This is a genomic window from Hyphomicrobium sp., assembly GCF_051860585.1.
GTDB lineage: Bacteria > Pseudomonadota > Alphaproteobacteria > Rhizobiales > Hyphomicrobiaceae > Hyphomicrobium_C.
In genome coordinates this window covers 509,387-533,616 of the sequence record NZ_JBHYDS010000002.1, presented here as the reverse complement: position 1 = coordinate 533,616, position 24,230 = coordinate 509,387, and the positions used below count along the sequence as shown (strand labels likewise).

The following is a 24,230-nucleotide window of genomic DNA, read 5'->3' as shown; positions in this document are numbered from 1 at the left end:
TGGAGCTGATCGATGCGAACACATTCGAGCGGGCGTCGCCCGCGAGGTGCACGTAAGATCGCAGGACAGGTTGTTTTCGCCCTGACGCCGGCACTCGGAGCCCTCTTCTTCTCGGGCGCCGCCGTCGAGGCGAAAACCCCCGGCAAGAGCTACTGCTATTATGGCAAGTGCCATCGCGTGAAGACCCTCGCCGAGACCGAGGCGCTGATCGGCAAGGACGAGACGGTCCAGGCTTCCCACTACGACTCATGCAAGCGTGATCGCTACAACCCGTGCGGACTGACCTCCTCCGGCGAAGCGTTCCGCCACGACGAGCCGGACAATGCCGCGAGCCCGATCTATCCGGACGGCACCACCGTTCTCGCCTGGGCGCCGGCGACCGGCGCATCGGTCGTGCTGCGCATCAACAATGCGGGTCCCTACTGGGGCAACCGCAGGCTCGACGTTTCGATCAAGGCGGCCGAGGTGCTCGGCTTCAAGGGGCAAGGCGTGGCCACGCTCAAGGTTCGCGTGATCGATGCGCCGACCCAGGAAGAGGCGACCTACAAGCGGAACCGCACGTATCCGAAGGTGCCGGGCTATATCGGGACGTTCGCGAGCCTCGATGAGGCGCAGTCCGGCGCGGCGACGGCCTACATGGTGGCCGGTCTCGAGTCACCCATTCCCGTCGCCGGTCTCGGCGCCGGCAACCCGACGCAGCTCGCCGGTTCGATCGGCACGCAGAGCGGCGCGGCTCCGATCGTGCCGACGGTGCTCGCCGCGGTCGCTCCTGACAGCGCGGACGACGCGGCGAAGGTCGCGTCAGCAGCCGTTGCGGCGAAGCCCGTGGTTCTCGCAAGTCTTGATGTCAGTGAGGCGCCTGCAGCGTCGGCGCTCAAGTCGGTCGCGCCTGCGCCGCATAAAGCGCGCGCCGAGCGCGTGGCGCAGCGTAACTCGCGATCCTATCGCGTTGCGCAGCGCAAGCAGAACCGCCAGCAACCGGCTCGCGTACAGCAACCCGCTGTCGTGGCCGAAGCTCCGCAGGGCAAACGGATCGTGACACAGGACGGCACGAACGACATGTCGGTGTTCACGCGCCATACCTATGCGGGCATCGATCGCCTTGCTCCGCAGGAAGCACGCCGCCGTCAGGCGAGCTTCGGTGGCTACGGCGGCGGCTACGACGGCTGACCGCTAGAGTCTTTCCGATTTTTGGTTGGATTGCGGAAAGACTCTAGCTCTTTGCTTTGGCGTGCTTCTTATCGGGCACTGTCGCTAGCATGGCTTCGCCATGACCGGCATCCACTTTTCCGGAAGCACTCTAGATCGCGGCATTGGTCGCGGCGGCGTCGGGCTTATCTGCCCCGCGCCGCTGCGGCTGGTCGTAGAGTTCGTAATGCGTCTCGAGCGTGTCGAGGAACATCGCGACGAGATCGAGCAGGGGCCCGAGCGCCATGCGGCCGGCGACGCGATATTGTTCGGTGACGGGTAGAGCGGTGGCGTCCAGCGGGGCGGCCGCATCCTCGTCGATCAGCCCGCGCGAGCGCAGATATCCCGTCATGCCGTCGCCAACATCGAAGGCCTGGGCCTGCTCGTCGGCGAGTTCGCTCGCCGCGTCGGCGATGATTTCCGTGCCGCTCGTGTAGAGCCGGGACACAAGTTTGAAATAGCTGTCGGCCTTGGCCAGATCCTGGGCGCATTCCCGCGATTTCAGAACGCGGGCGAGCAGCACCATCTCGAGACCGCGCGCGGCTTCGATGGCGGCGCGTTCTTCACGGCGTTGCTCGTTCAGCCCGTCAGCGAGGCGCGCATCGCCTGCATTCCAGCTCAAATTCGATTTCAGGAGATCCTCACCCGCGGCGAGAGCGGAGTCGAGATGATCGGCCAGGAGGTAAACGACGGCGGGGGCCGCGAGGCCGGCGGACGGCATGGGTAGCTCCGTATCAGGTTGTCGGGTGCGGTGGCGCGTGGTGCGCGCCCGACCTTCGAAGGCGAACGAAATTCCGTGTCCGCCCTCATCATGAACCGATTCGGGCGGGGCTTATGCACCAGGCGCGGGCAGCAGCGAGAGCAGAGTGACCAGGGCGCGATGAACGTCCTGGCTGCTGTTCGCGATGTACTGTCCGAGTGTCGAGGATACCGCTGCCCGCCAGCGCTCCTCGTTCGAGGGGTAGCTTGCGATGGCCGCGAGGCTCGCCAGCAGGGCCGTATCCGAGAACGGGCGGCCGATGGCGAGACGCTGACGGATTTCAGGCGCGATGCGCGCGAGGGTTCTCATGCTGCCTGACCGCAGCACTCCGTCGCCTGGCGAGGCGGAGCGCTTTCCTTTCGATCCTTGTCCGGATGCGATCCGGGCAAGCCTTGGGATGTAGGCGGTCATGGTCGCCCTCGTTCGAAGGGAGCCGTTCCGTACCTCGATACTCTTACACTGATGGACGCTGTTGCGCTTCAATCCCGTGACTTTGGGCGAAGCGTTACGCTTTTCGACGCGATACGCTCTTTGACGCGATACTCTGGCGGACGCGTTACACGCGAGACGTGCGCAGCCGTTCCGGGAGGAGGGCTGTCAGGCGGGCTCGACGCTACGCGTCGCCACGGCGTAAGCCGTCGGGAAGCCTGCCTTGCGGACGCTGCGGCGAGTGCTTTCGCCCCCGTCGCCGCGCCATACGTTCTCGTTGTTCACATTGCGCTTTTTGGCGTGGATGTCTGTTGCACGCCTGCTTCGATCCACAGAAGCGCACGCCCCCGTCTGTGGATTGTGGGGGTAAGAAGCGGTGTCAGCCGATTGTCATTGTTGACGAAATTCGGGGGATCACCGCCGCGCACCGCCTACTAGCGTGTTCCGGAAGTAGGTTCGGCCACAGACAGCGGATGGCCGAGGCCGACGTCGAGGTCAAATCGGCACGGCTCGTTGGGGTCCAGCCCGCGTCACCCTCGGAGCCAAATGGAGAAGACGTCGTGCGCGGGCGCGGCGCGTTGGATGGCGAGTTCGGCGGCGTCGCGCGAGGGGAAGATGCCGACCGGACCGGGAGCGGCTGCCGTCGCGGCGTTGGCAAGCGACTCCAGCGGCGCGAACGAACCCGCGATAAGAGTGCTGGCCGCCGACGCGATGCGGGCGACGCACCAGCGGCCGTCCGGGAGTTCCAGAAGTTCAAAAGGTGTCGAGGTCATTCGGCGTGTTCTCGTCTCTCGATCGTTGCGCCGCTTCCTTCCCGTTCGTCGTGTCATTTCTTGTTCTGAACAAAAAAGGGCGGGGCCTTGCGGTCCCGCCCTCCGATTGAGCTAGACAGGATAGAGGGGAGCGCTTTTCTTAACCGGCTCAGATGGGCTCTCGCGGTAGTTCCTAATTGTGATCGCGATCTGCTTCGCCAGCCCGGTAAGAATGGCCTCAAAATTCGGCGCCGATGTCCAATCTGATTTTGGACTTCGGTACAGGTATTGGCCATTTTTTACGGTGAACTGAGCGCTCACTTCACCTTTGTATTCCACCCGCGCGACTCCATCGTCGATCGATACGCGTTGCCCATCCCGTCGGCATTGTGCGTCGTCGATATGACGCACAACCACCTCGAGTAACTTTTCATCCTCGTCGGATGACTTATCGAGCTCGTGCACTTGAGTGCAGACGCGATCGTAGAACGATTTCATAGTCGCATACCCTTTAGCTACAACCGCTGGTCGAGCCGCAGGTGTCGCATTTGAGACAGGTGCCGTTTCGCACCATCGTGAAGTTCTGGCATTCCGAGCACGAGACGCCCTCGTAGCCGCGCAGGCGCGCTTCCGCGACGCGGTCGTTGGATGAGCGCTTGGTCGCCACGACCTGCGTTTCGGAAACCGTCGTGCGCCGGTACATGACCTCGGTATCCGCCTTCAGCGCGGTGGCGCCGTCGGTGGTGTAGAGCGCGGTCGCGCCTTCGGTCATCGGATAGGTTTCCGTGAGATCGTGCTGCAGCGATACGGCGTGCGCCGTCTCGTGATGCTGGCCGCGGCCGCCGGACGCGAGGCGAAGATTGCCGCGCATGAAGCCCTTCGACACCACCTTCGTCACGCTCTCCGGCAGGTTGAGATCGAGCTGCTCATCCGTCTCCTGGTCGGATGACCCGAGGCCCGTCTCACCCACGATTTCGCGCGGATCGACATGCGCGAGGTCGTTGCGGCCGAGGTAGGACACGGCCAGTTCGCGGAAGATGTAGTCGAGGATCGAGGTCGCGTTCTTGATCGTCTCGTTGCCCTGTACGAGGCCGGCCGGCTCGAAGCGCGTGAAGGTGAAGGCCTCCACGTACTCTTCCAGCGGCACGCCGTACTGAAGGCCGAGCGAGATGGCGATGGCGAAGTTGTTCATCAACGAGCGGAAGGCGGCGCCTTCCTTGTGCATGTCGATGAAGATCTCGCCGAGGCCGCCGTTGTCGTACTCGCCCGTGCGGAGATAGACCTTGTGACCGCCGACGGAGGCCTTCTGCGTGTAGCCCTTGCGGCGGCCGGGAAGCTTCTCGCGCTGGTGGGCCGAGGCGGCTTTCAGCTCGGCTTCGAGTTCGGTGACGCGCTTCGCCAGGCGCTCTGCCGTGACGAGGATGCGGTCGACCATCGGCTTGTCGGATGTCACCTGCTCGGCAACTTCGTCCTGCTCGTCAGCGTCGTCGCCGAGCACCTGGGCGTTCAGGGGCTGCGAGAGCTTGGAGCCGTCGCGGTAAAGGGCGTTGGCCTTGAGGGCGAGACGCCAGGAGAGCTTGTAGCTTTCCTTGCAGTCCTCGACGGTCGCCTCGTTCGGCATGTTGATGGTCTTCGAGATCGCACCCGAGATGAAGGGCTGCGACGCGGCCATCATGTGGATGTGGCTCTTGACCGAGAGGTAGCGCTTGCCTTTGCGGCCGCAGGGCGAGGCACAATCGAAGACCGGCAGATGCTCGGGCTTGATGTGCGGCGCGCCTTCCAGCGTCATGGCTCCGCAGACGTGCTCGTTGGTGGCCTCGATGTCCTTCTTCGAGAAGCCGAGGTGCGCCAGCAGTTCGAAGGCCGGGTCGTCGAGCTTGGCGGTCGGGATCTTCAGCGTGCCGGTCAGGAAGTCGTCGCCGAGCGTCCAGCGGTTGAAGACGAACTTGATGTCGAACGCGGTGCCGAGACCGGCCTCGATCTTCGTCAGGATCTCCGGCGTGAAGCCGCGGGCGATCAGCGAGCCGTGGTTGACGTGCGGCGCCTGGGCGAGCGTGCCGTGGCCGACGGCGTAGGCCTCGATCTCGGCGATCTCGCTTTCGCGGTAGCCGAGCGTGCGGAGCGCTTCGGGCACGGCGCGGTTGATGATCTTGAAGTAGCCGCCGCCGGCCAGCTTCTTGAACTTGACGAGCGCGAAGTCCGGCTCGATGCCGGTGGTGTCGCAGTCCATGACGAGGCCGATGGTGCCGGTCGGCGCGACGACGGTCGACTGCGCGTTGCGGAAGCCCCACTTCTGGCCGCGGTCGAGGGCGACATCCCATGCCGCCTGGGCGGCGACGACCAGGTTCTGGTCGGGGCAGTTCGCGGTATCGAGAGGGACAGGCGCAATCGAAAGGGCCTCGTAGCCTTCGGCGTTGCCGTAGGCCGCGCGGCGGTGATTACGGATGACGCGCAGCATGTCGTTGCGGTTCGGCTCATAGCCCGGGAACGGCCCAAGCTCGCCGGCCATTTCGGATGACGTGGCGTAGGACACACCTGTCATGAGCGCCGAGATGGCGCCGCAGATGGCGCGGCCCTTGTCCGAGTCGTAGGGAATGCCGGACGCCATCAGCAGGCCGCCGATGTTGGCGAAGCCGAGGCCGAGCGTGCGGTAGCGGTAGCTGAGCTCAGCGATCTGCTTCGACGGGAACTGAGCCATCAGCACCGAGATCTCGAGCACCACGGTCCACAAGCGGCAGGCGTGCTCGAAGTCGTCCGTGTTGAAGCGCTTGTCGCCTTCGTTGCGGAAGGTGAGCAGGTTCATCGAGGCGAGGTTGCAGGCCGTGTCGTCGAGGAACATGTATTCCGAGCATGGGTTCGAGGCGCGGATCGGTCCCGACTGCGGGCAGGTGTGCCAGTCGTTGATGGTGGTGTGGAACTGAATGCCGGGATCGGCCGACGCCCAGGCGGCATGACCGATCTGTTCCCAGAGGTCGCGGGCCTGCACGGTTTTCACGGTCTTGCCGGACGTGCGCGAGGTGAGCGCCCAGACCTTGTCGTCCTCGACGGCGCGCAGGAAGTCGTCCGTGACGCGCACGGAGTTGTTCGAATTCTGGCCGGAGACGGTGAGGTAGGCTTCGCTGTCCCAATCGGTGTCGTAGATCGAAAAGTCGATGTCCTTGTAGCCCTGGCGCGCGAACTGGATGACGCGAAGGACGTAGTTCGTCGGCACGTCGTCGCGACGGGCTTCCTTGATGGCGCGCTTGAGCGCCGGGTTCTTGGCGGGATCGAAGCAAGCGTCCCCGTCCGCATCGCAATTGATGCAGGCCTTCATCACGGCCTTGAGGCGCTTCTGGCAGATGCGCGAGCCGGTGACGAGGGCTGCAACCTTCTGCTCCTCCTTCACCTTCCAGCCTATGTATTCCTCGATATCCGGATGATCGACGTCGACGACCACCATCTTGGCGGCGCGGCGCGTCGTGCCGCCGGACTTGATGGCGCCCGCGGCGCGGTCGCCGATCTTGAGGAAGCTCATGAGGCCGGACGAGCGGCCACCGCCGGAGAGACGCTCATTGGCGCCGCGCAGGCTGGAGAAGTTCGAGCCGGTGCCGGAGCCGTATTTGAAGAGGCGCGCTTCGCGCACCCACAGGTCCATGATGCCGTTCTCGTTGACGAGATCGTCATTGACCGACTGGATGAAGCAGGCGTGCGGCTGCGGATGCTCGTACGACGAGGCCGAAACCGTCAACTCGCCGGTCTCGTGGTCGACATAGAAATGGCCCTGGCTCGGACCGTCGATGCCATAGGCCCAGTGCAGGCCGGTGTTGAACCACTGCGGCGAGTTCGGCGCGGCCATCTGACGAGCCAGCATGTAGCGATGTTCGTCGTAGAAGGCGCGGGCGTCATCCTCGGTGGTGAAGTAGCCGCCCTTCCAGCCCCAGTAGGTCCAGGTGCCGGCGAGGCGATCGAAGACCTGGCGGGCGTCGCTCTCACCGCCGAAGCGCTCGGCTTCGGGGAGCACTGCCAGCGCGCGATCGTCGGCGACCGAGCGCCAGAGCCAGGACGGAACCTGCGTCTCTTCGAATTTCTTCAGGCGGCGCGGCACGCCTGCCTTGCGGAAGTACTTCTGCGCGAGAATGTCGGCGGCGACCTGACTCCAGGCCTCGGGAACCTCGAAGCCTTCGAGGCGGAAGACGACAGAGCCGTCGGGGTTCTTGATCTCAGATGTCGCGCGGCGGAATTCGATGGTCTCGTAGGGAGACTTGCCTGCAGTCGTAAAGCGCCGCGTGATCTTCATTTTTCCCTCGTGCAGTAGCGATTTGCGGACGTGCGGCGTAACGAGCTACAGGATGACGCTGCGATGATTTTTGGACACACTTCACCTGTGGCCCGCCGCGGTGCGGCGTTCCGAGGTCAGCATTCAAAACGGTGCTGACGCGGGCAGGTGACAGAGCAATTGTGGAGTACGCATTTGGGCCGCCAAACCCGATCCCTCAATCCGGCCGGCGACAACATCAAGCTAGTGTGATTCGAGTCAGGGCGAAACTCGGGCGAGCTATATTTTGTAGGTCGCAGGGGCAACCGAGACTACATCTAGCGGGTGTTGGTAAGTTGGGGATTGACACCGCGGAGAGCCGGAAAACGCGGGCTTGGCGCGGAATGCCCCAAATTCGGGCATGTGGAGAACGCCGCAAGCCGGGCGATGCCGAAGGCTGACGAAAGACTACGCCGATTCCCTTTCGGTCGGGTATCGGGGTCGGTGTTGCAAATCCGTCTCAATCGCTGTGTCGGCAACTCCGCGGTGCGCGATCCAATCCGGGTGGCCGCGTCAGCCTTCGCCGGCGTCGACCTTGGCCTGGTATTCGTCGAACGAGATGAAGCCCGCCGCTGCGACTTCGGCCTGTTCCTTGGGCGTCAGCGTGTCATGCACGATTTCGAGGCGCTTCCAGAGCGCGAGCGGCGCCGACCCATCGGCGGCCGGCACGTATTTCGAGGATTCGACCCGCTGGTATTTGTGAACGTACCGGGGGCAGTTGACGAAAATCTGCTTCGGTTCGACGCGCACCAGAAATTGCGCGCCCGGAAAGGCTTCGCGCGCCGGGCCTTCGTCGAGCGCCGCCGTTCCCTGCACGCGCAGGCGGCGCGGCCGCTCGAAATCCATGAACAACAGGCCGACGTGCGGATTTTCCGTGATGTTGCCCATCGACAGGAACATGCCGTTCCCGTCGTACGACGGGAAGACCAGCGTGTTGTCCTCCACGCGGACGAAGCCCGGGGCGCCGCCTTTATAGGAGACGGTCGGGCTGCCATTGGGATCGACGGTCGAGAGAAAGAAGAAGTCGCGCTCGGATATGAACGCGATGTCTTCGGGCGTGAACTCGGAATGGACGATGGCGGCCGCTGTCCTGTCGGCGAGCGGCCGCGCATCGTAGCGTTGCTGGAGGACGCGGTGACAGTCCGAATAGATGTCCGTCATCGGCGTTCTCCTTGCTTGCGGCCTTACTCGGCCGGCTGCGGAAGAGGCTGAGGGACGCGCAGACGGCGCTCCTCGACAAGGTCGAACAGGTCATCGACGCGTTTGCGATCCGCCTCCGTCTCGGGGACGAGATAAGCAAAGGCCACGTATATCGCCAGATTGACGACCAGCGCGACCGCGCCTGAGGTGAGCCCGTACGCCCACGGCAGGTAGCCCGGGAAGAGCAGTTCGAGGGCGACGGCGATCGCGAAGCCGACCGTCATTCCAGCGATGGCGCCGTACTTGTTGCCGCGGCGCCAGAAGATGCCGAGGAACTGCGGAACGGCGAGCTGGATGATGCCCTGGTAGGCCAGCACGCCGAGTTGGAACAGGGCGGGGAGCTCGAGGCAGGCCAGCCATGCCGAGAGCGCGGTCAGGCCGAGCATGCCGACCTTGGCCAGCGCGATGAGCTGGCGCTCGTCGAGCTTCCAATAGTTGCCGATCAGGTCGTTGGCGATCTGCGCGCCCGTGGCCTGGATGTTGCCGTCGGTGTGGCCCATCGTGGCGGCGAGCACGATGACGCCTGCGAGGCCGAGCAGCCATAGCCCTCCGGCCTCCTGGCTGACGATGAACCAGACGTCGTTCGGGCGCTCTGCGACGCCTGGAATCTTCGAGGCGAGCATGCCGAAGACGAGCAATGCGACGCAGAAGGCCAGCGACAGCGGCACGGCGAGCGCCGCGGACTTCTTCAAGCTTTCGACGCCATCCGCCGTGAAGAGCCGTACGAAGATGTACGGCCAGCACCAGCCGCCGATGGTGCCGGTCAGGATGAGGCTGAAGACGTAGAGCGGGCCTTCCGTGGAGCCGATCGACGGGATGGCGAACATGCGCGGCTCGAGCGAGGCGAAGGAGATGTCCTTCGCGACCACCATCCAGAGGATGAGGCCGACGAGCATGGCCGTGCCGATGAAGTAGGCGAAGATGCCCTGGACCATGTCCGAGATGACAACGCCGCGCATGCCCATGCGGACGGTCCAGATCTGCCGCAGGGCGATGACGGCGACGCCCGCGATGACCGCTTGCGAGAATGTCAGGGTGCCGAGCGACATGTACTGGAACAGCGTTCCGAGCGCCTGCATGCCGAGCACGAGCCACGGAATGCCGGAGATGATGCCGACGACGGCCGCGATCGTCTTGATGTGGCGGGAATTGAAGCGCAGCGACAGAAGATCGGGCTGCGTTCTGAGATCGAAGGTTTTGCCCCAGATCCAGACCGGCCGCGCCATCAGGTACATGAGCACGACGGTGAGCAGGCTGTAGGACAGAACGTAAAACGAGATGACGCCCGTGCTGGCGGCCATGCCGCCGAAGGCGGTGAACATCGCGCCCGGATACCAGGTGTTGAGGAACGACATGGCCTGATAGCGCGCGTCGAACGCGCGGCCGCCTACGGCGTATTCGGAAAAGTTGCGGTCACGAATACCGCTGGCCTGCAGGACCAGGATCACGATGACAAAGAAGGCGGCAAGCGCGCCGAATGTTATGAGCATCAGTTCGCCTCCCCGTTGCGCGCTTCAGCGGTATAGGCGGCGGCGATGCTGGCGGTGATGCAGACGGCGACGGCCACGAAATAGAACACGGCTGCCGGCACACCGAGAATGGGTGCGGTCTGGCCGTCGGCTGCCCAGTAAATCGGCGGCGCGAGCGCCACGACGGCGTCGATTGCGAACCACGCAGTAATCCAGGACGCGCGCTTGTGGCGCCGCCCTCCATCGGCTCGTGTCATTCCACTTCCTCCCCTACGTTCCGTCTTTGTGTTTTTTGCCGGCGGGTGCACTGACGGCCCCGTCCAGTTTGGTGAAGCAGCTTGGCCAGTCGCCCGCGTAGGCATCGGCTGCCTCGGCGCTCGCGAACTGGCTTTGGGTGAAGGTCATTTCCGTGGTGCCGGCGGCGATCTGTTCGAAGTCCACCTCGATCAAGGTTTCCATGTTGCAAATCAGGGCAACGGGACCGCTGTAGGCCCACGTCATCACGATGCGCCGGCCGGGTTGGAGATCCCGGTATTGGCCGTCGATGGTGTGGATGACGCCGTCGGGCGCCTGGAAGCGGATGCGAAAGGCGCCGCCGACGCGGAGGTCGGCCTCGATCGAGATGACCTCGTTCGGCCCCGGCGCGAGCCAGCGACGCATGATGTCCGGCGTCGTCCAGGCCGCGTAGACCTCGCCGGCCGATGCGGGAATGGATCGCCGGAGCACGACAGGGCGCATATCGGTCCGGCTCATTTCTCTTGGTCGTCCTTGTCGCGATCTTCGAACCAGGCCGTCAGCGCATCGAAGCGTTGGTCCCAGAACGCTTCGTATTCGTCAATCCACGTGCGGGCCGCCGCAAGCGGGGCGGGGTTCAAGCGGCAGAGGTGCGTGCGCCATTGCACCTGCCTTTGAAGCAGCCCGGACTGCTCGAGCACCTTGATGTGCTTGGAGGCCGCGGCCAGGGACATCGGCAGGGGATCGGCCAATTCGCCGACCGTGCGCGGTCCAGCCGTCAGCTGGCGCAGGATGGCGCGGCGGGACGGATCGGAGAGCGCGTGAAAGACCCGGTCGAGGTCCGCAGTTTGTCGTTCAACCATACTGTTAAGCTATGCGGACCGCGCATTGCGGTCAAGACGGTTGGCTGCGCCGAAAGGCGGCTGGCAATTGGCGGCGGAGCGCGGTAGTTCATGACTAACGCCACCGCAGAGGCACAGAAGCATGGGCATTTTCAGCGAGATCTTCAGCTGGTGGGGCGGCAACACCTGGGGGACGCGGCTCACGATCGCGCGCCAAGGCCGCTATGTCGGGGGCGACTCGTTCGGCAACCGCTACTACGAGCAGATCAAAGGGGTCGGCGCCGAAGCTTGTCACGGGCGTCCGCGCCGCTGGGTCACCTACAAGGGGCTGGCCGAGCCGTCGAAAGTGCCGCCGGAGTGGCACGGCTGGCTGCACCACACCTTCGACACGCCGCCGACCGAGGAGCGCTATGTGCCGCGCGCCTGGGAAAAGCCGCATCGGCCCAACATGACCGGCACGCCGGACGCGTACCGGCCGAGCGGCTCCATTCTGGCGAGCGGGCAGAGGCCGAAGGCGACCGGCGACTACAAACCCTGGCGTCCGGATTGAGCTGGCGCGACACGCTCATGTCGCGGTTCATGTCGTGGCGCCTTACCCGGTCCAGCGGAGGCTTCCGCCACGGCTGCGCCATCGTTGGGCCGCATGGGATTGGGCAAGCACGGCGGACGGGCTCCGTCGCCTTAAGGACGCGGGCTTTATGATTAGCCTCAAGACAGGCTTGAAACAGATGACGGGCGGCGCGGCCGCCGCGCTGGGCGTTGCCCTGGCGGCGCTCGGTTCTGCGCCCGCCGCCGCCGACGACACGCGCTACGACAATCGCGTGGCGGTGTTCTCCGCACTCGACAAGGTGACGGCGACGATCAAGACGCTCGAAGTGGCCATTGGCGAGACGGTGCAGTTCGGGGCGCTGAAGGTCACGCCGCGTGTCTGCTATTCGCGGCCGCCGACCGAGCCGCCCAAGACGACATCGTTCGTCGAGGTCGACGAGGTTCAACTCGACGGGAACGAGAAGCGCATCTTCACGGGCTGGATGTTCGCGCAGAGCCCGGGCCTCAATGCGGTCGAGCATCCCGTATTCGACGTGTGGCTGACCGATTGCCAGAAGCCGCGCAATTCGATCGCCCAGCAGCAGCCCGGACCGCCGACCGTCGAAGGGCAGGCGCCGGATGCGGGCGCGGTCGATCCGGGTGACGACAACCCCGCCGAAACGCAGCGCCGGCGCGTCCGGCGCTAACGGCGCTCTCCCCCCCCTTTACCTTTACCCTTACCCTCATCACCCCTCACCCTAACCCTCTCCCCAAGGGGAGAGGGAATTGTGGTTGAAAAATAGACAACACCGTCGTCGCCTTTCCCGTTCATGCGAAGAGTGGCTTCGCTTCCGGGTGAGGGCACTGCACTGCGTCCACCCGAACCGGAAAGACGCTAGAGCAAAATCCGATCATACGGAATCGCGCGCTTCCCCCTCCCCATCATGGCGAAGCCATGCTCCGCATGAATGCGGGGAGGGGCTAGCGGTGGGGGAGGGTAAAAAACTCACGCTTGTTCTCCGGCTTCACCCCACCCCGCGCATTCGCGCGACCCTCCCCGTCATGGCGAAGCCATGCTTCGCATGGACGGGGGAGGGCATAAACTGGCGGGTCCGGCAAATCGGAAAATGCTCTAGCGTCCGCGACCCGAGCTGTCGCCATCGGGGCAGTAGTCGCGCGCGGCCAGGCTGCCGCTCAAGAAACGGCAGATTTCGTATTTGCGCGCCGGGTTTGCCCGCATGTCCGCATCGGAGACGCGCACGCCATGCTGGCGGGCGACGCGGGCGAGTTCCGCGTCGTTGCAGTAGGGCGTGGAAATCCATCCGTTGCTCGACATCTGGAAGCCGTCCTTGCAGACGATGGCGGCCTGTGCGGCGGGTGGGGCGATCACGACATGCACGGCCGACAGGGCGAGAACGGCGAGTGCGATCGGGACAATCTTGATCATGAACTGTCTCCATGGCGGAACGGACAGGCGTTATCCGTGATCGCATTTACATGGTCGGACGGGAGCCGGCCGACAAGTGCGCTCGCCAATTCGTAAGGGTACTCCGTAGGATTGTTTGGGCCTCACCAAATGCCCGGGATCAGGCGGGAGCGTACGCGCGCGGCGTAGGCCTCGTAGCCCTCGAGCTCGCGTTTCAACGTTTCCTCCTCGAGCACGGCGCGGCCAGCGAGCAGCAGAATGAGGATCACGCCGAGCGCGGTCGCGTACCACGAGCCCAGCAGCAGGCCCGTTCCGAGAATCAACGCGATGGCGCCGCCGTACATGGGATGGCGCACATAGGCATAGGGCCCCGTCGACACGACGTGGTGGCTGCGTTCGGTCTGGATCTTCACCACCGGCGCCGCGAACGTGTTCGCCCGCATCACGACGTGGAAGGCATAAATCCCGAATGCGACGCCGAACGCGCCGGCCGCTTCGAGCCATACCGGCATGTCCGAGGTTTTGAAGCGGACCGCATCGAGCCCGGCGATGGGATATTGTGCGAGCCAGAGCACGAAGAACACGGAGAGCAGGATCTTGTCCCAGCCCTTTTGTCCCTGTTGGACGAAGGGTTTCATGCGCTCTTCCAGGAGCGCCGGGTCATGCTTGCCGATGATGAGGCCCGATATGAGGCCCATCACGCCGATGAGGGCGAGATAGATCCAGGCTTCCGGCCACGCGATGGTTCCCGCGGGGACGAATAAGAGAGCGGCGTTGATCACGAGCCATACGAGCGTGCGGCTGACCAGTTTCCAGACCACGGGATCCACATTCGGCATAGTACGACCTCGATCTTTCGGAGACGCCGACGCCTGCTCATGTGTCCGTGGGGGCGCGCCACTTCAAGCCCGTAGCGGCAGGCAAAAAAAAGGACCCGCACAACCGGCGGGTCCAGGGGGGGAGGGGTAGGGTCGGAAACGCAGGTTTAAATCAGGTTTTGTTGTAGGGCTTTTCGGCATTGTTAGCGGGCGCTGTGGGTTGCGCCGGCTTTTTGTAGGTGGCCTTGTGCGGAGCGGCCTTGCGCAGGCAATCGTGGCGGAATGCCACGCGTGCCTTGCCGTGCAAGTTCTTGGCATCGGCGTCAGCCGAGCATTGCAGCGACGCCTGGCTGCGCGGATGAGCAGCCGGGGGGGCCTTCTTGGCGTCGGCGGCGGACGCGGCACCGGCAAAGCCCATGGCCAGCATCAGGGCAGCGGTTACGAAAGACATTGTTTTCGACATGGGGGTTTTCCTCATACAGTTTGAACTCGCCGCCCCCCTTCGGCGGTGTCGCCCCGGCCCGTGGCCGTTGCGGTCCATCCCTTAAACACCACCAATCTCTCGGCCTCATTGCCTGCGCCCTACGGATTGGTAAGGCTGGCGAGAACGACACGCGAACCTCCCCTTTTCTCCGGGCGTTCAACGCGCCATATTCCGGTCCATGGCCTCATCCCCAAAGTCTCCCGGTTCCTCAAAGCCGCCGCGTCGTTCTCAGGCGCTCGCCTCCGGCAAGGCTCGCGCGCGGTCGGGCAAGCCCACGCCGCCGCCCGGCGAAACGGCTGCAGGGACCCCCGAAACGCGCGGCTCGACCCGTGCCAACGCGAAGGCGGCCGCGCAGGGATTTGCCGAAGCGCCGCAGGCTGAGTTTACCGGCGCTCCAGTTCAAAGCCTCGAGCAGGCCTCCAGCTTTCCCGCCGGCGGGGAGTCGGGGTCAGAGGGCTCAGACCGGACGCAGCCGTCGCGTTCGACGCTTCCGGCGCTGCGCCAGCAAGGGCCGCTGCCGCCGCGCGCCACCGCGGGCGAAAGCCTGGGTGACAGCCTCACCGCGATCCTGACGAAACCTGCCGAGCGCTCCGACAAGGCGAAGGACATTCTCGCCCGGCAGCCGATGATCGCGTCGCATCCGCTTGTGTCGGGTTCGATGCCGATGTTCATGCCGCATCGCCCCGAACGTCCGGAGAAAAGCGAAGGCGGTCGCGCGTTCGAGATCGTCTCGGAGTTCGAACCGAAGGGCGACCAGCCGACGGCGATCGCCGAACTCGTCGGCGGCGTGAATCAGCACGAGAAAACGCAGGTGCTGCTGGGCGTCACCGGTTCGGGCAAGACGTTCACGATGGCGCAGGTGATCGGGGCGACGCAGCGGCCGGCGCTGATCCTGGCGCCGAACAAGACGCTCGCCGCGCAGCTCTACGGCGAGATGAAGAGCTTCTTTCCGGAGAACGCGGTCGAGTACTTCGTGTCGTACTACGACTACTACCAGCCGGAAGCGTACGTTCCGCGCACCGACACCTACATCGAGAAAGAAGCCGACATCAACGAGCAGATCGACCGCATGCGCCATGCGGCGACGCGCGCGCTGCTCGAACGCGATGACGTGATCATCGTCGCGTCCGTGTCGTGCATCTACGGTATCGGCTCGGTCGAGACCTATACGGCCATGACGTTCGCCGTAAAGGTGGGCGAGCGGCTGTCGCGCGACCAACTGCTGGCCGATCTCGTGGCGCTGCATTACCGGCGCAACGAGGCGGCGTTCGTGCGCGGCAACTTCCGGGTGCGCGGCGATACGGTCGAAGTCTTTCCGGCGCACTACGAGGATCGCGCGTGGCGGATCTCGCTGTTCGGCGACGAAGTGGAAAGCATCGCCGAGTTCGATCCGCTGACGGGGCAGAAGACCGACGAGCTGGCGCTCGTGAAGATCTACGCCAATTCGCACTACGTGACGCCGAAGCCGACGCTGCAGCAGGCGATCAAGAGCATCAAGAGCGAGCTGAAGCAGCGGCTCAACGAACTGTACGACACGGGCAAGCTGCTCGAAGCGCAGCGGCTGGAACAGCGCACCGTGTTCGACATGGAAATGATGGAGGCGACCGGCTCCTGCGCCGGCATCGAAAACTATTCGCGCTATCTGACGGGGCGCAATCCCGGCGATCCGCCGCCGACGCTGTTCGAGTATCTGCCCGACAACGCGCTCGTGTTCGTCGACGAGAGCCATGTGACGGTGCCGCAGATCGGCGGCATGTTCCGCGGCGACTACCGGCGCAAGGCGACGCTGGCGGAGTACGGTTTCCGTTTGCCCTCGTGCATGGACAATCGCCCGTTGCGGTTCGAGGAGTGGGACGCGATGCGGCCGCAGACCGTTGCCGTCTCGGCGACGCCGGGCGGCTGGGAGATGAACGAGACCGGCGGCGCGTTCGCCGAGCAGGTCATCCGTCCGACTGGCCTGATCGATCCTCCGGTGGAGATCCGCTCGGCCAAGACGCAGGTGGACGATCTGCTCGACGAGGTGCGCCAGGTCGCCAAGCAAGGCTACCGCTCGCTCGTCACCACGCTCACCAAGCGCATGGCCGAGGATCTGACCGAGTACATGCACGAGGCGGGTATCCGCGTGCGCTACATGCATTCCGATATCGAAACGCTGGAGCGGATCGAGATCATCCGCGACCTGCGGCTCGGCGCATTCGACGTGCTGATCGGCATCAACCTGCTGCGCGAGGGCCTCGACATTCCCGAGTGCGCGCTGGTGGCCATTCTCGACGCCGACAAGGAGGGTTTCCTGCGCAGCGAGACGTCGCTGGTGCAGACCATCGGCCGCGCCGCGCGCAACGTCGACGGGCGCGTCATCCTCTATGCGGACCAGATCACGGGCTCGATGGAGCGCGCGATGGCGGAAACGGACCGCCGCCGCGAAAAGCAGGTCGCCTACAACACCGAGCACGGCATCACGCCGGAGAGCATCAAGCACAATATCCAGGACGTGCTGAGATCCGTCTACGAGCAGGATCACGTGACGGTCGATGCGGGGCTGGCGGACAGTCCGACCGTGGGGCACAACCTTGCGGCCGTCATCGCCGACATGGAGCGGCGCATGCGCGAGGCGGCGGCCGACCTCGAATTCGAAACGGCGGCACGGCTGCGCGACGAGCTCAAGCGGCTGCGCGAGACGGAGCTTGCGATTGCCGACGATCCGCTGGCGCGGCAGTCGGCGGTTGAGGAAAAGGCCGGGCGCTTCGAGGGCGACCGCAAGTTCGCCGGCAACGCGAACGTGCTGGCCGAGAAGACGCGTCGGGGATCCCCCCACCCTAACCCTCCCCACAAGGGGGAGGGGACTGGTCGAGAGCCCCTCGCACAACCTGGTCCCTCCCCCCTTGTGGGGGAGGCTAGGAGGGGGGGAACCACACCGTCCCGCATTGCGACTGAGTATGAACCCGTGCAGCCAACGTATGCGCAGTCGGCGTCGCGGCCGGCGGGCGGCTCACGCATCCAGAAGCCGTCGCTCGACAACATGGGGCCGGGTACGGACCGGCCGATCCCGGCGCGCGATCCCCGGATCGACCCGCGCACGAAGGCGGGCGCGTTCGGCGAAGGCGTGCGTGGGCCGCACAAGCCGACGCTCGACGAAATGGGCCCGCATGCATCGCTGCCGGTGAAGTCGGGCGGACCGTTGCCGCAGAAGCCCGATCTCGTGCCGCCGCCGAAGCCCTCGCGGAGCGTCGAATTCGACGATCCCGCGCAGACGAAAGCGCGCAAGGGGCGCGCGCGGAAGACGGGCCGGCCGGGGAAGTAGCGGAATGGGTTGCCCGATCAATCGTCTTGCATCAAGTCTGCCTCAGCCCTGAAAGGCGGGCCGGCCGGGGAAGTGAATGTGGGGTCGGTGACAATCCGGTCGTGAAACGGTGCCGTACATGCATTCATGAGCATCAGAGCCGCGATGGGCGACAGCACCAGAATCGCCATGTGCGTCGTCATCGCGGCTCTCTACGCGGCGGCTGGGGTGATGCACATCCTGGCGACCGATGCGCTTCTCCAAATCACGCCGAACTGGGTGCCTTACCCGCGTGAGCTGATCCTCATCACCGGTGTCCTGCAGATCGTGGGCGCCGGCGCACTTTTCACCGAGCGATTCCGCAGGCCGGCCGCCATCGCGATGGCGGCTTATGCGATCTGTGTATGGCCCGCCAACATCAAGCACGCCATCGATGGCATCGATATCGCGTATGTGCCGTCGTCCTGGTGGTACCACGGCCCGAGGCTTGCGCTGCAGCCGGTGATCGCGTGGTGGGCGCTGTACGCAGCGCACGTCATCGACTGGCCGTTTTCTCACTCAACCGTCGCGACGCACGACGAGCCAGACGACGGGTCCCGCCGGAAGACGGGCCGGCCGGGGAGGTAGCCGCCTCTACGCGCCCTCGGCGAGTTGGCCAACAAGCGGCCGCATCAGCGCGATCAATGATGATGCGCCGACACGCTTTTGACGTACTCGGCCACCACCTCGCGCTGCGCCGCGTGGCCGAGGTCGCCCAGGCTTAGAATGCCGACCATCCGCTTGCTCTTATTGATGACCGGCAAACGGCGAACCCTTAGCGATTCCATATGCCCGACGGCCTTCGTCAGATCGTCGTCGTCGCGGCAGCAATGGATTCCGGGAGTCATCACGTCGCGCGCCGTCAACCGTTCAGAATCAGAGCCATCCTTCGCCAAACCGTTGCAGACGATATCACGGTCCGTCACCATCCCGATCAGCTTGTCGTTGTCGCCGATCGGCACAGCGCCGATGTCTCTGTCGCGCATCAATTTGGCAATCCCAGTGATGGGCGTATCAGGGCTGACCCACTCGACGCCCTTGTGCATCGCGTCTTTGACTTTCATGGTGGACCTCGCTGGATTGAATTCGTGCGCAAACATGCATTTTCCGGCCGCGACGAGCGGACCATCACTTCTAATGTATGTCGGCGCGATCCAATTTCGAGACCGACGGCGAGAAGAGAGCCCCCTCGGCCGCCCCCGTAAACCGGCCGGCGGGCGGCACTAGCTTGCTTCAATGGGATAGCCCAAGTCCATTCCCGCGGCTGGGTCTTCCTCGCCCTACTCATCGTCGCCTGGAAGCAGTAGAGTTTCGGTCGATGGGGTGGAGTTCCCAAGTTAGGAGGCTCCCATGCCAACCTATATCGTGCTTGCCAACTTCACGGATAAAGGCGCCCACGACGTCAAGGACACGGTGGGGCGCGCGGACAAGTTCAAGGACATGGCCAAGAAGGCGGGAGTCACCGTGCGGGACATGTATTGGACGCTGGGACCGACGGACGTCGTCGCGATCTGTGAAGCGCCTGATGACGAAAGCGCGACGGTCCTGTCGATGAGCGTTGCCGCGCGCGGCTTTGTGCGAACACAGACGCTGCGTGCCTTCAATGGCGCGGAGGTCGGGAAGATCCTGGACCGGCTCGTCTGAAAGCACGTCAGCCCATCGGCGCCGGCGGTGCGCCGATGGTCGCTCCGGACAGGCGAAGTTCCGCGCGGAACGTCAGATGTCGGCGGGCGTACGCCGGCCGGCGAGCCAGACGACGGGCAGTAGAACCGCAAGTCCTGCCTGAGACGGTCGGCCAAGCCGATAGGGGTAACGGCCGCGGCCAAGTAAGCCCTTCACCTATCCCTGTGCTCCCAGCCGCTCGCGCAACATCAGCGCATAAAGCAACAGGCAGCACGCGATGAGCAATTCCTCCAGCTCGCTGTGCCGCGTGGCAAGCAGCCAGTTGTCCGTAGCGGTGATCGTGCTGCTGTAGTGACGGATTCCCTTGACGACGAAGACCAGCGTCGCAACGAGCGCGAGCCTGCGGTCGGGCCAAAGAACGTCCGGAACGAAGCTCTGGGTCAAGCGCACCGGGAACCGCCACCCGAAGGGCACGAGAATGCATGCGACAGCGAGCCAGATCTCTACAACGGCGCGTGGCAGGCGGTTGAACAGTAGCGGCCACATATTGTGCAGGTTCGTTTCCTGCTCACGGTTGTACTTCAGGAAATAGTCGGAGGGCGTCCATCCAATGTAGTGCTGGCCCCAGTTCAGATCCTCTCCGGCGAAAAAGACCATCGCGGCGATGAACACCAGCAGCCACAGTGTCAGCGTCCAATCCAAGGTCTTCGCCCAACGCGCCAGCGCAATAGCGACGATCGCCCCGGCTGCGACGGTCATCGCGCCCGTCACGCTCTCTTGGATGCCGGTGTTGGAATCGAGGACCAATTCCTTCACCGTCCCTCCGGCGTACCCAGCCATCAGCGCCGCCGAGAGAAGCAAGATCGGCAAACCGATATGCAGCAGCCAAAAGCCTGAGGAACGTGGGTGCTGGTGCTCTGTCATGCCGGGTCCATTGTATTGAGGGGGCGCTGCGCCGCGCGACGCTGCGGAGGTTGGTATGTTCACATAGGTCATTTGAAGCGCGGGGCAAACCTCACGAAGGCAGACGTTGCTCAAACCGCATATTCGGTTCTCGGAGCAGATGGTCTACACAGCGATGCTGTCATCGACCGCGCCGGCCGGCGAGCCAGACGACGAGAAGCAGCACCGCAAGTCCCGCAGCGATCCACATCGAGACGAGGACGAAAAGCAGCGGGGCCATGGGCTCGACGCTGTTCAGCACCATCACGAACGTCGCCGCGAACAGGGCGAGCGCGAGGGTCTGGCCAACGGCCATGAGCCAACGCGCGGATTGCGTGTGCGCGAGGCGCAACCCGATCCAGGCGGAGATGGCGGGCAACAGCACGATGCCGGACATGACCGAGAGTTCCTTGGCGGAGATCTCGGACAGGTTGGCGTGGTTGTTGATCCGCAGAGCGTAGTAGATCGCTGCCACGGCCAACGCGACGTGCAATCCAGCAGCGATCCTCGTGATGTCATTCGGTTGCATTGTTCCCCGCGGGTAGCTTTGCGATGCCAGGTCGCCGGCCAGAGTCGCCGACACTGTAGCACCATCCGCACGCGGCTAGCCGCTGGGTGTCGTTAAGCCATTAGCGCCCGGTAAGTGGTCGTCAGGCTCATGTCAGCAGTCAGGCGCACGTTTGCCTCGTCCGGTCGTGTTGCCTCTTGATGCTCCGGTCGCGGTGCTGACTGGAGGATCTCGCATGGCAGTTGAGTCCGGAGGTACCTGGCCTGCGTCGAAAGTGGCCGCGATCACGCTCCCTTTCTGGATCATGAAGATCCTCGCCACGACGCTTGGCGAAACGGCGGGTGACTTTATCTCCATGACGCTCGGCCTCGGCTACTACGTCGGGCTTGGCATCACCTTCGCGGCGCTGGTGGTCATTCTGTATTTTCAGATTAGCTCCAGGTTTCACCCGTTGCTGTTCTGGACGGCGATCATCGCGACGACGACGGCGGGGACGGAAATCTCGGACTTCATGGATCGCTCCCTTGGCCTTGGCTATTTCGGGGGTTCGCTCATCTTGACCGCAGGGCTCGTAAGTGCGCTTGCAATCTGGTACGCGCGCAACCGAAGTCTCAGCGTTTATCCGATCGTCCGGCGCGATGAAGAACTGCTGTTCTGGCTCGCCGTGCTGTTTTCGAACAGCCTTGGCACCGCGTTCGGCGATTTCCTCGTCGATGTGGTGGGGCTGAGCTTCATCCAAGGCGCCCTCGTTACGGCAGGTGTCATCGGCGTCGTCGCGGGTGCGCACTATCTCGGCCGCGCCAACGACGTGCTGCTCTTCTGGATCGCCTTTGTCTTCACAAGGCCGTTCGGAGCCACTTTCGGAGACTTACTTACGAAGCCCGTCGCGATCGGTGGCCTGAACCTGCCCAGAGAGACCGCGTCTTTGATCACCTTGGCGCTGTTGCTGGCCGTTCTCTACGCCTCAACGCGCGGATGGCGGGATCGGCCGCGTGTCACGCCGGTGCCGGAGAGTTTGGCGGGCCGTCCGCCGGCGTGATCGTGTTGGGATAGCGGCGGCGCGTCCGACCCGCTTTCACTCCCGCGGACCGGAGCGAGCGATACCCGCTCCGGTGCCGGCGGTTCGGCTCAGTGGCAAGCCGGACGCGAGGCTTTGCAGTACGTCGTGAAGGTGTCGTCGCGGCAGGTGAGGGCGATCTCGCCCGAGGGCTTCAGGCCCTTTGTTTCGATGGCGTTCTTCAGTGCGGCATTGGCCATGAACTTGGCGAGGTCGCGCGTCACCATATCGGCCGAACCGACGACTTTCTGGCATGCCGCTTCGGCGTTGCCAGCCATGACGAGGACGACCGCAGCCGCCAGGCAGATGCGAAGACTGGTCATTGAAATCCCTCCGTTGAAACCCCTAAAGTAGATCGAGCCTGCGGAGCTTCGCGCCGAAACCATGGCGGACGTGTCAAAATGCAGGGGGCGGGCGTGCAATTGCGCGCTCGCGTGTCCGCTACGCCACGGATCGGCGCGCCGCCGGGCCTGGCTTGGGTTCGGAGAGGAACGCCGATCATCGCGCTCGCGGCCGGTCCGATCTTGTGCGAAGCCTGCGAGATTGGCCGGGCGGGGGAGGCTGGCCAGGCGGGGCGGATCCGTCCACCAAAATCGCGCCCCTGCGTGCATAAGGAACCCGGAATGTCAGAACCTGTCATCGACCGCGAAGCCATGGGGCGGCTCGCCAAGGCGCTGGGATTTATCCTGAGCGCGGATCACCCGACGACCGTCGCGCTGCGCACCGCGTCCGAGAGCGGGTCGGAGAAGGACATCAAGGCGGCGCGCACGCTGTTCCTGCGCTTGAAGCCCGGCGACCGGCGGGCGGCCTTGTCGATGCTGGATGGCGAATGAGCACCGCGCCCACAGCGCCGAAAACCGAGCTCTCGCCATGCACATCGTGCGGCGCGTGCTGCGCGTATTCGGCCGATTGGCCCCGCTTCACGCTCGAAAGCGACGAGACGCTCGATCTGATCCCGCAGCAGTTCGTCAACGAGCGCCAGTCCGGAATGCGTTTTGAGGGCGAACGCTGCTCGGCGCTTGCCGGAACGATCGGGTGTGCAACGTCGTGCTCCATCTACGACGTCCGGCCTCAGGTGTGCCGGGACTGCCAACCGGGTGACGACGCGTGCACGATGGCCCGCGAAGCGCGCGGCATGCCGCCGATCGACGTCGAAAGCCCGGGTGCCGCCCCCGTTGCGTGAGCGGGGCCTCCCGCATGACAAAGGGCCTTGACGGCGCCGTCCAGGAACGTCCCTCTATCGGGGACTGGCCATTAGGCCGCCGGCCGACGAGGGGGATATCAGCCATGAAAAGACTGCGCGCATGAAACACCTGGGGCGCATCTTCCTGGCGGGGCTTCTGGCTGCTTTACCGCTCATGCTGACGATTTTCGTTTCGGCGTGGCTGCTGTCGTTCATCAACCAGTACCTCGGCCCGAGCAGCACGTTCGGCGGCTTCCTGAGATCGCTCGGGCTCGGCGTCAGCGCGTCCGAGTATGCGCCCTACCTCATCGGTCTCGCGCTGATCTTCGGCGTCATCTTCGCGCTGGGTCTGCTGGTGCATTCCCGTGTCGGCGCCTGGGCCGCGGCTCTGTTCGACAGCATGATCCGGCGCGTTCCGCTGGTGTCGAGCCTTTACGATCTGTCGAGCCGGTTCGTCTCGATCGTCGATACCAAGAAGGGCGACAGCCTGAAGAGCATGAGCCCGGCGTGGTGCTATTTCGGCGGCAAGCCGGGCGCGGCCGTGCTCGCACTGCTCCCCTCCAAGACGCCGATCAAGCTCGGGACGGACGACTATTTCGGCGTGCTCATCCCGTCCGCGCCGGTGCCGTTCGGCGGCGCGCTGATCTACGTGCCGGTCGCCTGGATCGAGTTTGCCGACGGCGGGATCGACGATCTCATGAGCGTCTACGTCTCGATGGGCATTACGCCGCCGGGCGGCAAGGTGGACCGGACGGCGCAAACCTAGAAAATGCATCGTCCTTGATCTGACGGCCGCGCCGCTGCACGCTTGGTTCCTAATATTCCAAGCGTGAAGCGAGGCAGGCCATGATTCCCGAGATCGATCCCTTGCTGGCGGCCGGCGTGGTGGTCGCCACGGCCGCGACGGACGCCGTCTACGTCCTGTTCACCTCGGCCGTGATCGCGCGGCGCCGCTTCTGGGCGGCGAACTGGAGCAGCCTCTGGTACGTGCTCTCGTCGTTCGCGGTGATCTCGTACACCAACAATTGGGTGTACATCGTCTTCGCGGCGATCGGCTCGTGGGTTGGCGCCTATCTGACGATGACGTACCTGCACAAGCCGCCCGGCAATCCGTCGGGACCGCTCGCGCCTGCGATAGCGCCGCCCGATGAGTAGACGGACAGTTCCGGCGCGC

28 protein-coding genes are annotated in these 24,230 nt (G+C 64.5%); 11 read left to right on the top strand and 17 right to left on the bottom strand.

The features are described from left to right. Positions 1-12 precede the first annotated feature (12 nt). On the top strand, positions 13-1,170 hold the full coding sequence (locus ACTIFK_RS05350) for a septal ring lytic transglycosylase RlpA family protein (RefSeq protein WP_439542011.1): 1,158 nt from the start codon (positions 13-15) through the stop codon (positions 1,168-1,170). A 130-nt stretch (positions 1,171-1,300) separates the two neighbouring features. Here the strand turns inward: ACTIFK_RS05350 and ACTIFK_RS05345 are convergent, their stop codons facing one another. The 10 genes from ACTIFK_RS05345 to ACTIFK_RS05300 all read right to left on the bottom strand — a co-directional run bounded on the left by ACTIFK_RS05345 (position 1,301) and on the right by ACTIFK_RS05300 (position 11,189). Further along, positions 1,301-1,909, bottom strand: coding sequence for a hypothetical protein (locus ACTIFK_RS05345; RefSeq protein WP_439542010.1), 609 nt, complete (start codon positions 1,907-1,909; stop codon positions 1,301-1,303). 111 nt (positions 1,910-2,020) lie between these two features. Continuing rightward, entirely contained in the window at positions 2,021-2,359 is a 339-nt protein-coding gene (locus ACTIFK_RS05340; protein WP_439542009.1) for a hypothetical protein, read from the bottom strand. Positions 2,360-2,907: 548 nt separating this feature from the next. Beyond that, entirely contained in the window at positions 2,908-3,150 is a 243-nt protein-coding gene (locus ACTIFK_RS05335) for a hypothetical protein (protein ID WP_439542008.1), read from the bottom strand. A 111-nt stretch (positions 3,151-3,261) separates the two neighbouring features. Continuing rightward, a complete protein-coding gene (locus ACTIFK_RS05330; protein ID WP_439542007.1) occupies positions 3,262-3,627 on the bottom strand; it encodes a hypothetical protein in 366 nt (121 codons plus the stop codon). A 13-nt stretch (positions 3,628-3,640) separates the two neighbouring features. Next, positions 3,641-7,405 carry a vitamin B12-dependent ribonucleotide reductase gene (locus tag ACTIFK_RS05325; RefSeq protein ID WP_439542006.1) on the bottom strand — a complete coding sequence of 1,255 codons (3,765 nt, stop codon included), beginning with the start codon at positions 7,403-7,405 and terminating at the stop codon, positions 3,641-3,643. Positions 7,406-7,936: 531 nt separating this feature from the next. Further along, a complete protein-coding gene (locus ACTIFK_RS05320; RefSeq protein ID WP_439542005.1) occupies positions 7,937-8,584 on the bottom strand; it encodes a pyridoxamine 5'-phosphate oxidase family protein in 648 nt (215 codons plus the stop codon). Between the two features lie 23 nt (positions 8,585-8,607). Beyond that, positions 8,608-10,113: a sodium:solute symporter family protein gene (locus ACTIFK_RS05315; RefSeq protein WP_439542004.1), complete on the bottom strand. Its 1,506-nt coding sequence runs from the start codon at positions 10,111-10,113 to the stop codon at positions 8,608-8,610. Beyond that, positions 10,113-10,349, bottom strand: coding sequence for a hypothetical protein (locus tag ACTIFK_RS05310; RefSeq protein WP_439542003.1), 237 nt, complete (start codon positions 10,347-10,349; stop codon positions 10,113-10,115). The genes ACTIFK_RS05315 and ACTIFK_RS05310 overlap by 1 nt, the downstream gene beginning before the upstream one ends. 13 nt (positions 10,350-10,362) lie before the next feature. Further along, on the bottom strand, positions 10,363-10,845 hold the full coding sequence (locus tag ACTIFK_RS05305) for an SRPBCC family protein (protein WP_439542002.1): 483 nt from the start codon (positions 10,843-10,845) through the stop codon (positions 10,363-10,365). Next, the gene (locus ACTIFK_RS05300; protein ID WP_439542001.1) at positions 10,842-11,189 is read right to left on the bottom strand and encodes an ArsR/SmtB family transcription factor; all 348 of its coding nucleotides are present in this window, start codon (positions 11,187-11,189) and stop codon (positions 10,842-10,844) included. The genes ACTIFK_RS05305 and ACTIFK_RS05300 overlap by 4 nt, the downstream gene beginning before the upstream one ends. Positions 11,190-11,310: 121 nt before the next feature. Between ACTIFK_RS05300 and ACTIFK_RS05295 the strand changes: the two genes are divergently transcribed. Then, positions 11,311-11,718 carry an NADH:ubiquinone oxidoreductase subunit NDUFA12 gene (locus ACTIFK_RS05295; protein ID WP_439542000.1) on the top strand — a complete coding sequence of 136 codons (408 nt, stop codon included), beginning with the start codon at positions 11,311-11,313 and terminating at the stop codon, positions 11,716-11,718. A gap of 148 nt (positions 11,719-11,866) precedes the next feature. Then, positions 11,867-12,403 carry a DUF2155 domain-containing protein gene (locus ACTIFK_RS05290; RefSeq protein ID WP_439541999.1) on the top strand — a complete coding sequence of 179 codons (537 nt, stop codon included), beginning with the start codon at positions 11,867-11,869 and terminating at the stop codon, positions 12,401-12,403. Positions 12,404-12,828: 425 nt separating this feature from the next. Here the strand turns inward: ACTIFK_RS05290 and ACTIFK_RS05285 are convergent, their stop codons facing one another. The 3 genes from ACTIFK_RS05285 to ACTIFK_RS05275 all read right to left on the bottom strand — a co-directional run bounded on the left by ACTIFK_RS05285 (position 12,829) and on the right by ACTIFK_RS05275 (position 14,403). After that, positions 12,829-13,143: a hypothetical protein gene (locus tag ACTIFK_RS05285; protein ID WP_439541998.1), complete on the bottom strand. Its 315-nt coding sequence runs from the start codon at positions 13,141-13,143 to the stop codon at positions 12,829-12,831. A 122-nt stretch (positions 13,144-13,265) separates the two neighbouring features. Beyond that, positions 13,266-13,961: a methyltransferase family protein gene (locus ACTIFK_RS05280; RefSeq protein WP_439541997.1), complete on the bottom strand. Its 696-nt coding sequence runs from the start codon at positions 13,959-13,961 to the stop codon at positions 13,266-13,268. A gap of 151 nt (positions 13,962-14,112) precedes the next feature. Beyond that, positions 14,113-14,403: a PsiF family protein gene (locus ACTIFK_RS05275; RefSeq protein ID WP_439541996.1), complete on the bottom strand. Its 291-nt coding sequence runs from the start codon at positions 14,401-14,403 to the stop codon at positions 14,113-14,115. 199 nt (positions 14,404-14,602) lie between these two features. Here ACTIFK_RS05275 and uvrB point away from each other — a divergent pair, with 199 nt between their 5' ends. Then, on the top strand, positions 14,603-17,725 hold the full coding sequence (gene uvrB, locus ACTIFK_RS05270; protein ID WP_439541995.1) for an excinuclease ABC subunit UvrB: 3,123 nt from the start codon (positions 14,603-14,605) through the stop codon (positions 17,723-17,725). A 126-nt stretch (positions 17,726-17,851) separates the two neighbouring features. Next, on the top strand, positions 17,852-18,331 hold the full coding sequence (locus tag ACTIFK_RS05265) for a DoxX family protein (RefSeq protein ID WP_439541994.1): 480 nt from the start codon (positions 17,852-17,854) through the stop codon (positions 18,329-18,331). A gap of 53 nt (positions 18,332-18,384) precedes the next feature. Here the strand turns inward: ACTIFK_RS05265 and ACTIFK_RS05260 are convergent, their stop codons facing one another. Further along, positions 18,385-18,807, bottom strand: coding sequence for a CBS domain-containing protein (locus ACTIFK_RS05260; protein WP_439541993.1), 423 nt, complete (start codon positions 18,805-18,807; stop codon positions 18,385-18,387). A 286-nt stretch (positions 18,808-19,093) separates the two neighbouring features. Here ACTIFK_RS05260 and ACTIFK_RS05255 point away from each other — a divergent pair, with 286 nt between their 5' ends. Continuing rightward, the gene (locus ACTIFK_RS05255; RefSeq protein ID WP_439541992.1) at positions 19,094-19,387 is read left to right on the top strand and encodes a GYD domain-containing protein; all 294 of its coding nucleotides are present in this window, start codon (positions 19,094-19,096) and stop codon (positions 19,385-19,387) included. A 195-nt stretch (positions 19,388-19,582) separates the two neighbouring features. Here the strand turns inward: ACTIFK_RS05255 and ACTIFK_RS05250 are convergent, their stop codons facing one another. After that, entirely contained in the window at positions 19,583-20,290 is a 708-nt protein-coding gene (locus tag ACTIFK_RS05250) for a hypothetical protein (protein WP_439541991.1), read from the bottom strand. Positions 20,291-20,450: 160 nt separating this feature from the next. After that, complete coding sequence (locus ACTIFK_RS05245) at positions 20,451-20,837, bottom strand: hypothetical protein (protein WP_439541990.1); 387 nt, start codon at positions 20,835-20,837, stop codon at positions 20,451-20,453. A gap of 214 nt (positions 20,838-21,051) precedes the next feature. Between ACTIFK_RS05245 and ACTIFK_RS05240 the strand changes: the two genes are divergently transcribed. Continuing rightward, on the top strand, positions 21,052-21,855 hold the full coding sequence (locus tag ACTIFK_RS05240) for a COG4705 family protein (RefSeq protein WP_439541989.1): 804 nt from the start codon (positions 21,052-21,054) through the stop codon (positions 21,853-21,855). 89 nt (positions 21,856-21,944) lie between these two features. Here ACTIFK_RS05240 and ACTIFK_RS05235 read toward each other — a convergent pair whose 3' ends face one another. Next, positions 21,945-22,196, bottom strand: coding sequence for a hypothetical protein (locus ACTIFK_RS05235; protein ID WP_439541988.1), 252 nt, complete (start codon positions 22,194-22,196; stop codon positions 21,945-21,947). Positions 22,197-22,496: 300 nt separating this feature from the next. Between ACTIFK_RS05235 and ACTIFK_RS05230 the strand changes: the two genes are divergently transcribed. The 4 genes from ACTIFK_RS05230 to ACTIFK_RS05215 all read left to right on the top strand — a co-directional run bounded on the left by ACTIFK_RS05230 (position 22,497) and on the right by ACTIFK_RS05215 (position 24,211). Next, positions 22,497-22,706, top strand: coding sequence for a hypothetical protein (locus tag ACTIFK_RS05230; RefSeq protein WP_439541987.1), 210 nt, complete (start codon positions 22,497-22,499; stop codon positions 22,704-22,706). Next, a complete protein-coding gene (locus tag ACTIFK_RS05225; protein WP_439541986.1) occupies positions 22,703-23,056 on the top strand; it encodes a YkgJ family cysteine cluster protein in 354 nt (117 codons plus the stop codon). Before ACTIFK_RS05230 ends, ACTIFK_RS05225 begins: the two co-directional genes overlap by 4 nt. Positions 23,057-23,177: 121 nt before the next feature. Continuing rightward, positions 23,178-23,822 carry a DUF502 domain-containing protein gene (locus ACTIFK_RS05220; RefSeq protein ID WP_439541985.1) on the top strand — a complete coding sequence of 215 codons (645 nt, stop codon included), beginning with the start codon at positions 23,178-23,180 and terminating at the stop codon, positions 23,820-23,822. A gap of 83 nt (positions 23,823-23,905) precedes the next feature. Further along, positions 23,906-24,211 carry a hypothetical protein gene (locus tag ACTIFK_RS05215; RefSeq protein ID WP_439542076.1) on the top strand — a complete coding sequence of 102 codons (306 nt, stop codon included), beginning with the start codon at positions 23,906-23,908 and terminating at the stop codon, positions 24,209-24,211. Positions 24,212-24,230 lie beyond the last annotated feature (19 nt).

Excerpts from the sequence above, each read along its gene's own strand:
- ACTIFK_RS05240 (WP_439541989.1), top strand. The coding sequence starts at position 21,052 with ATGGCAGTTGAGTCCGGAGGTACCTGGCCTGCGTCGAAAGTGGCCGCG.
- ACTIFK_RS05220 (WP_439541985.1), top strand. The coding sequence starts at position 23,178 with ATGAAACACCTGGGGCGCATCTTCCTGGCGGGGCTTCTGGCTGCTTTA.
- ACTIFK_RS05350 (WP_439542011.1), top strand. The coding sequence starts at position 13 with ATGCGAACACATTCGAGCGGGCGTCGCCCGCGAGGTGCACGTAAGATC.
- ACTIFK_RS05250 (WP_439541991.1), bottom strand. The coding sequence starts at position 20,290 with ATGACAGAGCACCAGCACCCACGTTCCTCAGGCTTTTGGCTGCTGCAT.
- ACTIFK_RS05230 (WP_439541987.1), top strand. The coding sequence starts at position 22,497 with ATGTCAGAACCTGTCATCGACCGCGAAGCCATGGGGCGGCTCGCCAAG.
- ACTIFK_RS05275 (WP_439541996.1), bottom strand. The coding sequence starts at position 14,403 with ATGTCGAAAACAATGTCTTTCGTAACCGCTGCCCTGATGCTGGCCATG.
- ACTIFK_RS05245 (WP_439541990.1), bottom strand. The coding sequence starts at position 20,837 with ATGCAACCGAATGACATCACGAGGATCGCTGCTGGATTGCACGTCGCG.
- ACTIFK_RS05340 (WP_439542009.1), bottom strand. The coding sequence starts at position 2,359 with ATGACCGCCTACATCCCAAGGCTTGCCCGGATCGCATCCGGACAAGGA.
- ACTIFK_RS05305 (WP_439542002.1), bottom strand. The coding sequence starts at position 10,845 with ATGAGCCGGACCGATATGCGCCCTGTCGTGCTCCGGCGATCCATTCCC.
- uvrB (WP_439541995.1), top strand. The coding sequence starts at position 14,603 with ATGGCCTCATCCCCAAAGTCTCCCGGTTCCTCAAAGCCGCCGCGTCGT.
- ACTIFK_RS05310 (WP_439542003.1), bottom strand. The coding sequence starts at position 10,349 with ATGACACGAGCCGATGGAGGGCGGCGCCACAAGCGCGCGTCCTGGATT.
- ACTIFK_RS05225 (WP_439541986.1), top strand. The coding sequence starts at position 22,703 with ATGAGCACCGCGCCCACAGCGCCGAAAACCGAGCTCTCGCCATGCACA.
- ACTIFK_RS05320 (WP_439542005.1), bottom strand. The coding sequence starts at position 8,584 with ATGACGGACATCTATTCGGACTGTCACCGCGTCCTCCAGCAACGCTAC.
- ACTIFK_RS05315 (WP_439542004.1), bottom strand. The coding sequence starts at position 10,113 with ATGCTCATAACATTCGGCGCGCTTGCCGCCTTCTTTGTCATCGTGATC.
- ACTIFK_RS05280 (WP_439541997.1), bottom strand. The coding sequence starts at position 13,961 with ATGCCGAATGTGGATCCCGTGGTCTGGAAACTGGTCAGCCGCACGCTC.
- ACTIFK_RS05300 (WP_439542001.1), bottom strand. The coding sequence starts at position 11,189 with ATGGTTGAACGACAAACTGCGGACCTCGACCGGGTCTTTCACGCGCTC.
- ACTIFK_RS05235 (WP_439541988.1), bottom strand. The coding sequence starts at position 22,196 with ATGACCAGTCTTCGCATCTGCCTGGCGGCTGCGGTCGTCCTCGTCATG.
- ACTIFK_RS05325 (WP_439542006.1), bottom strand. The coding sequence starts at position 7,405 with ATGAAGATCACGCGGCGCTTTACGACTGCAGGCAAGTCTCCCTACGAG.
- ACTIFK_RS05285 (WP_439541998.1), bottom strand. The coding sequence starts at position 13,143 with ATGATCAAGATTGTCCCGATCGCACTCGCCGTTCTCGCCCTGTCGGCC.
- ACTIFK_RS05260 (WP_439541993.1), bottom strand. The coding sequence starts at position 18,807 with ATGAAAGTCAAAGACGCGATGCACAAGGGCGTCGAGTGGGTCAGCCCT.
- ACTIFK_RS05330 (WP_439542007.1), bottom strand. The coding sequence starts at position 3,627 with ATGAAATCGTTCTACGATCGCGTCTGCACTCAAGTGCACGAGCTCGAT.
- ACTIFK_RS05265 (WP_439541994.1), top strand. The coding sequence starts at position 17,852 with ATGAGCATCAGAGCCGCGATGGGCGACAGCACCAGAATCGCCATGTGC.
- ACTIFK_RS05295 (WP_439542000.1), top strand. The coding sequence starts at position 11,311 with ATGGGCATTTTCAGCGAGATCTTCAGCTGGTGGGGCGGCAACACCTGG.
- ACTIFK_RS05290 (WP_439541999.1), top strand. The coding sequence starts at position 11,867 with ATGATTAGCCTCAAGACAGGCTTGAAACAGATGACGGGCGGCGCGGCC.
- ACTIFK_RS05335 (WP_439542008.1), bottom strand. The coding sequence starts at position 3,150 with ATGACCTCGACACCTTTTGAACTTCTGGAACTCCCGGACGGCCGCTGG.
- ACTIFK_RS05255 (WP_439541992.1), top strand. The coding sequence starts at position 19,094 with ATGCCAACCTATATCGTGCTTGCCAACTTCACGGATAAAGGCGCCCAC.
- ACTIFK_RS05345 (WP_439542010.1), bottom strand. The coding sequence starts at position 1,909 with ATGCCGTCCGCCGGCCTCGCGGCCCCCGCCGTCGTTTACCTCCTGGCC.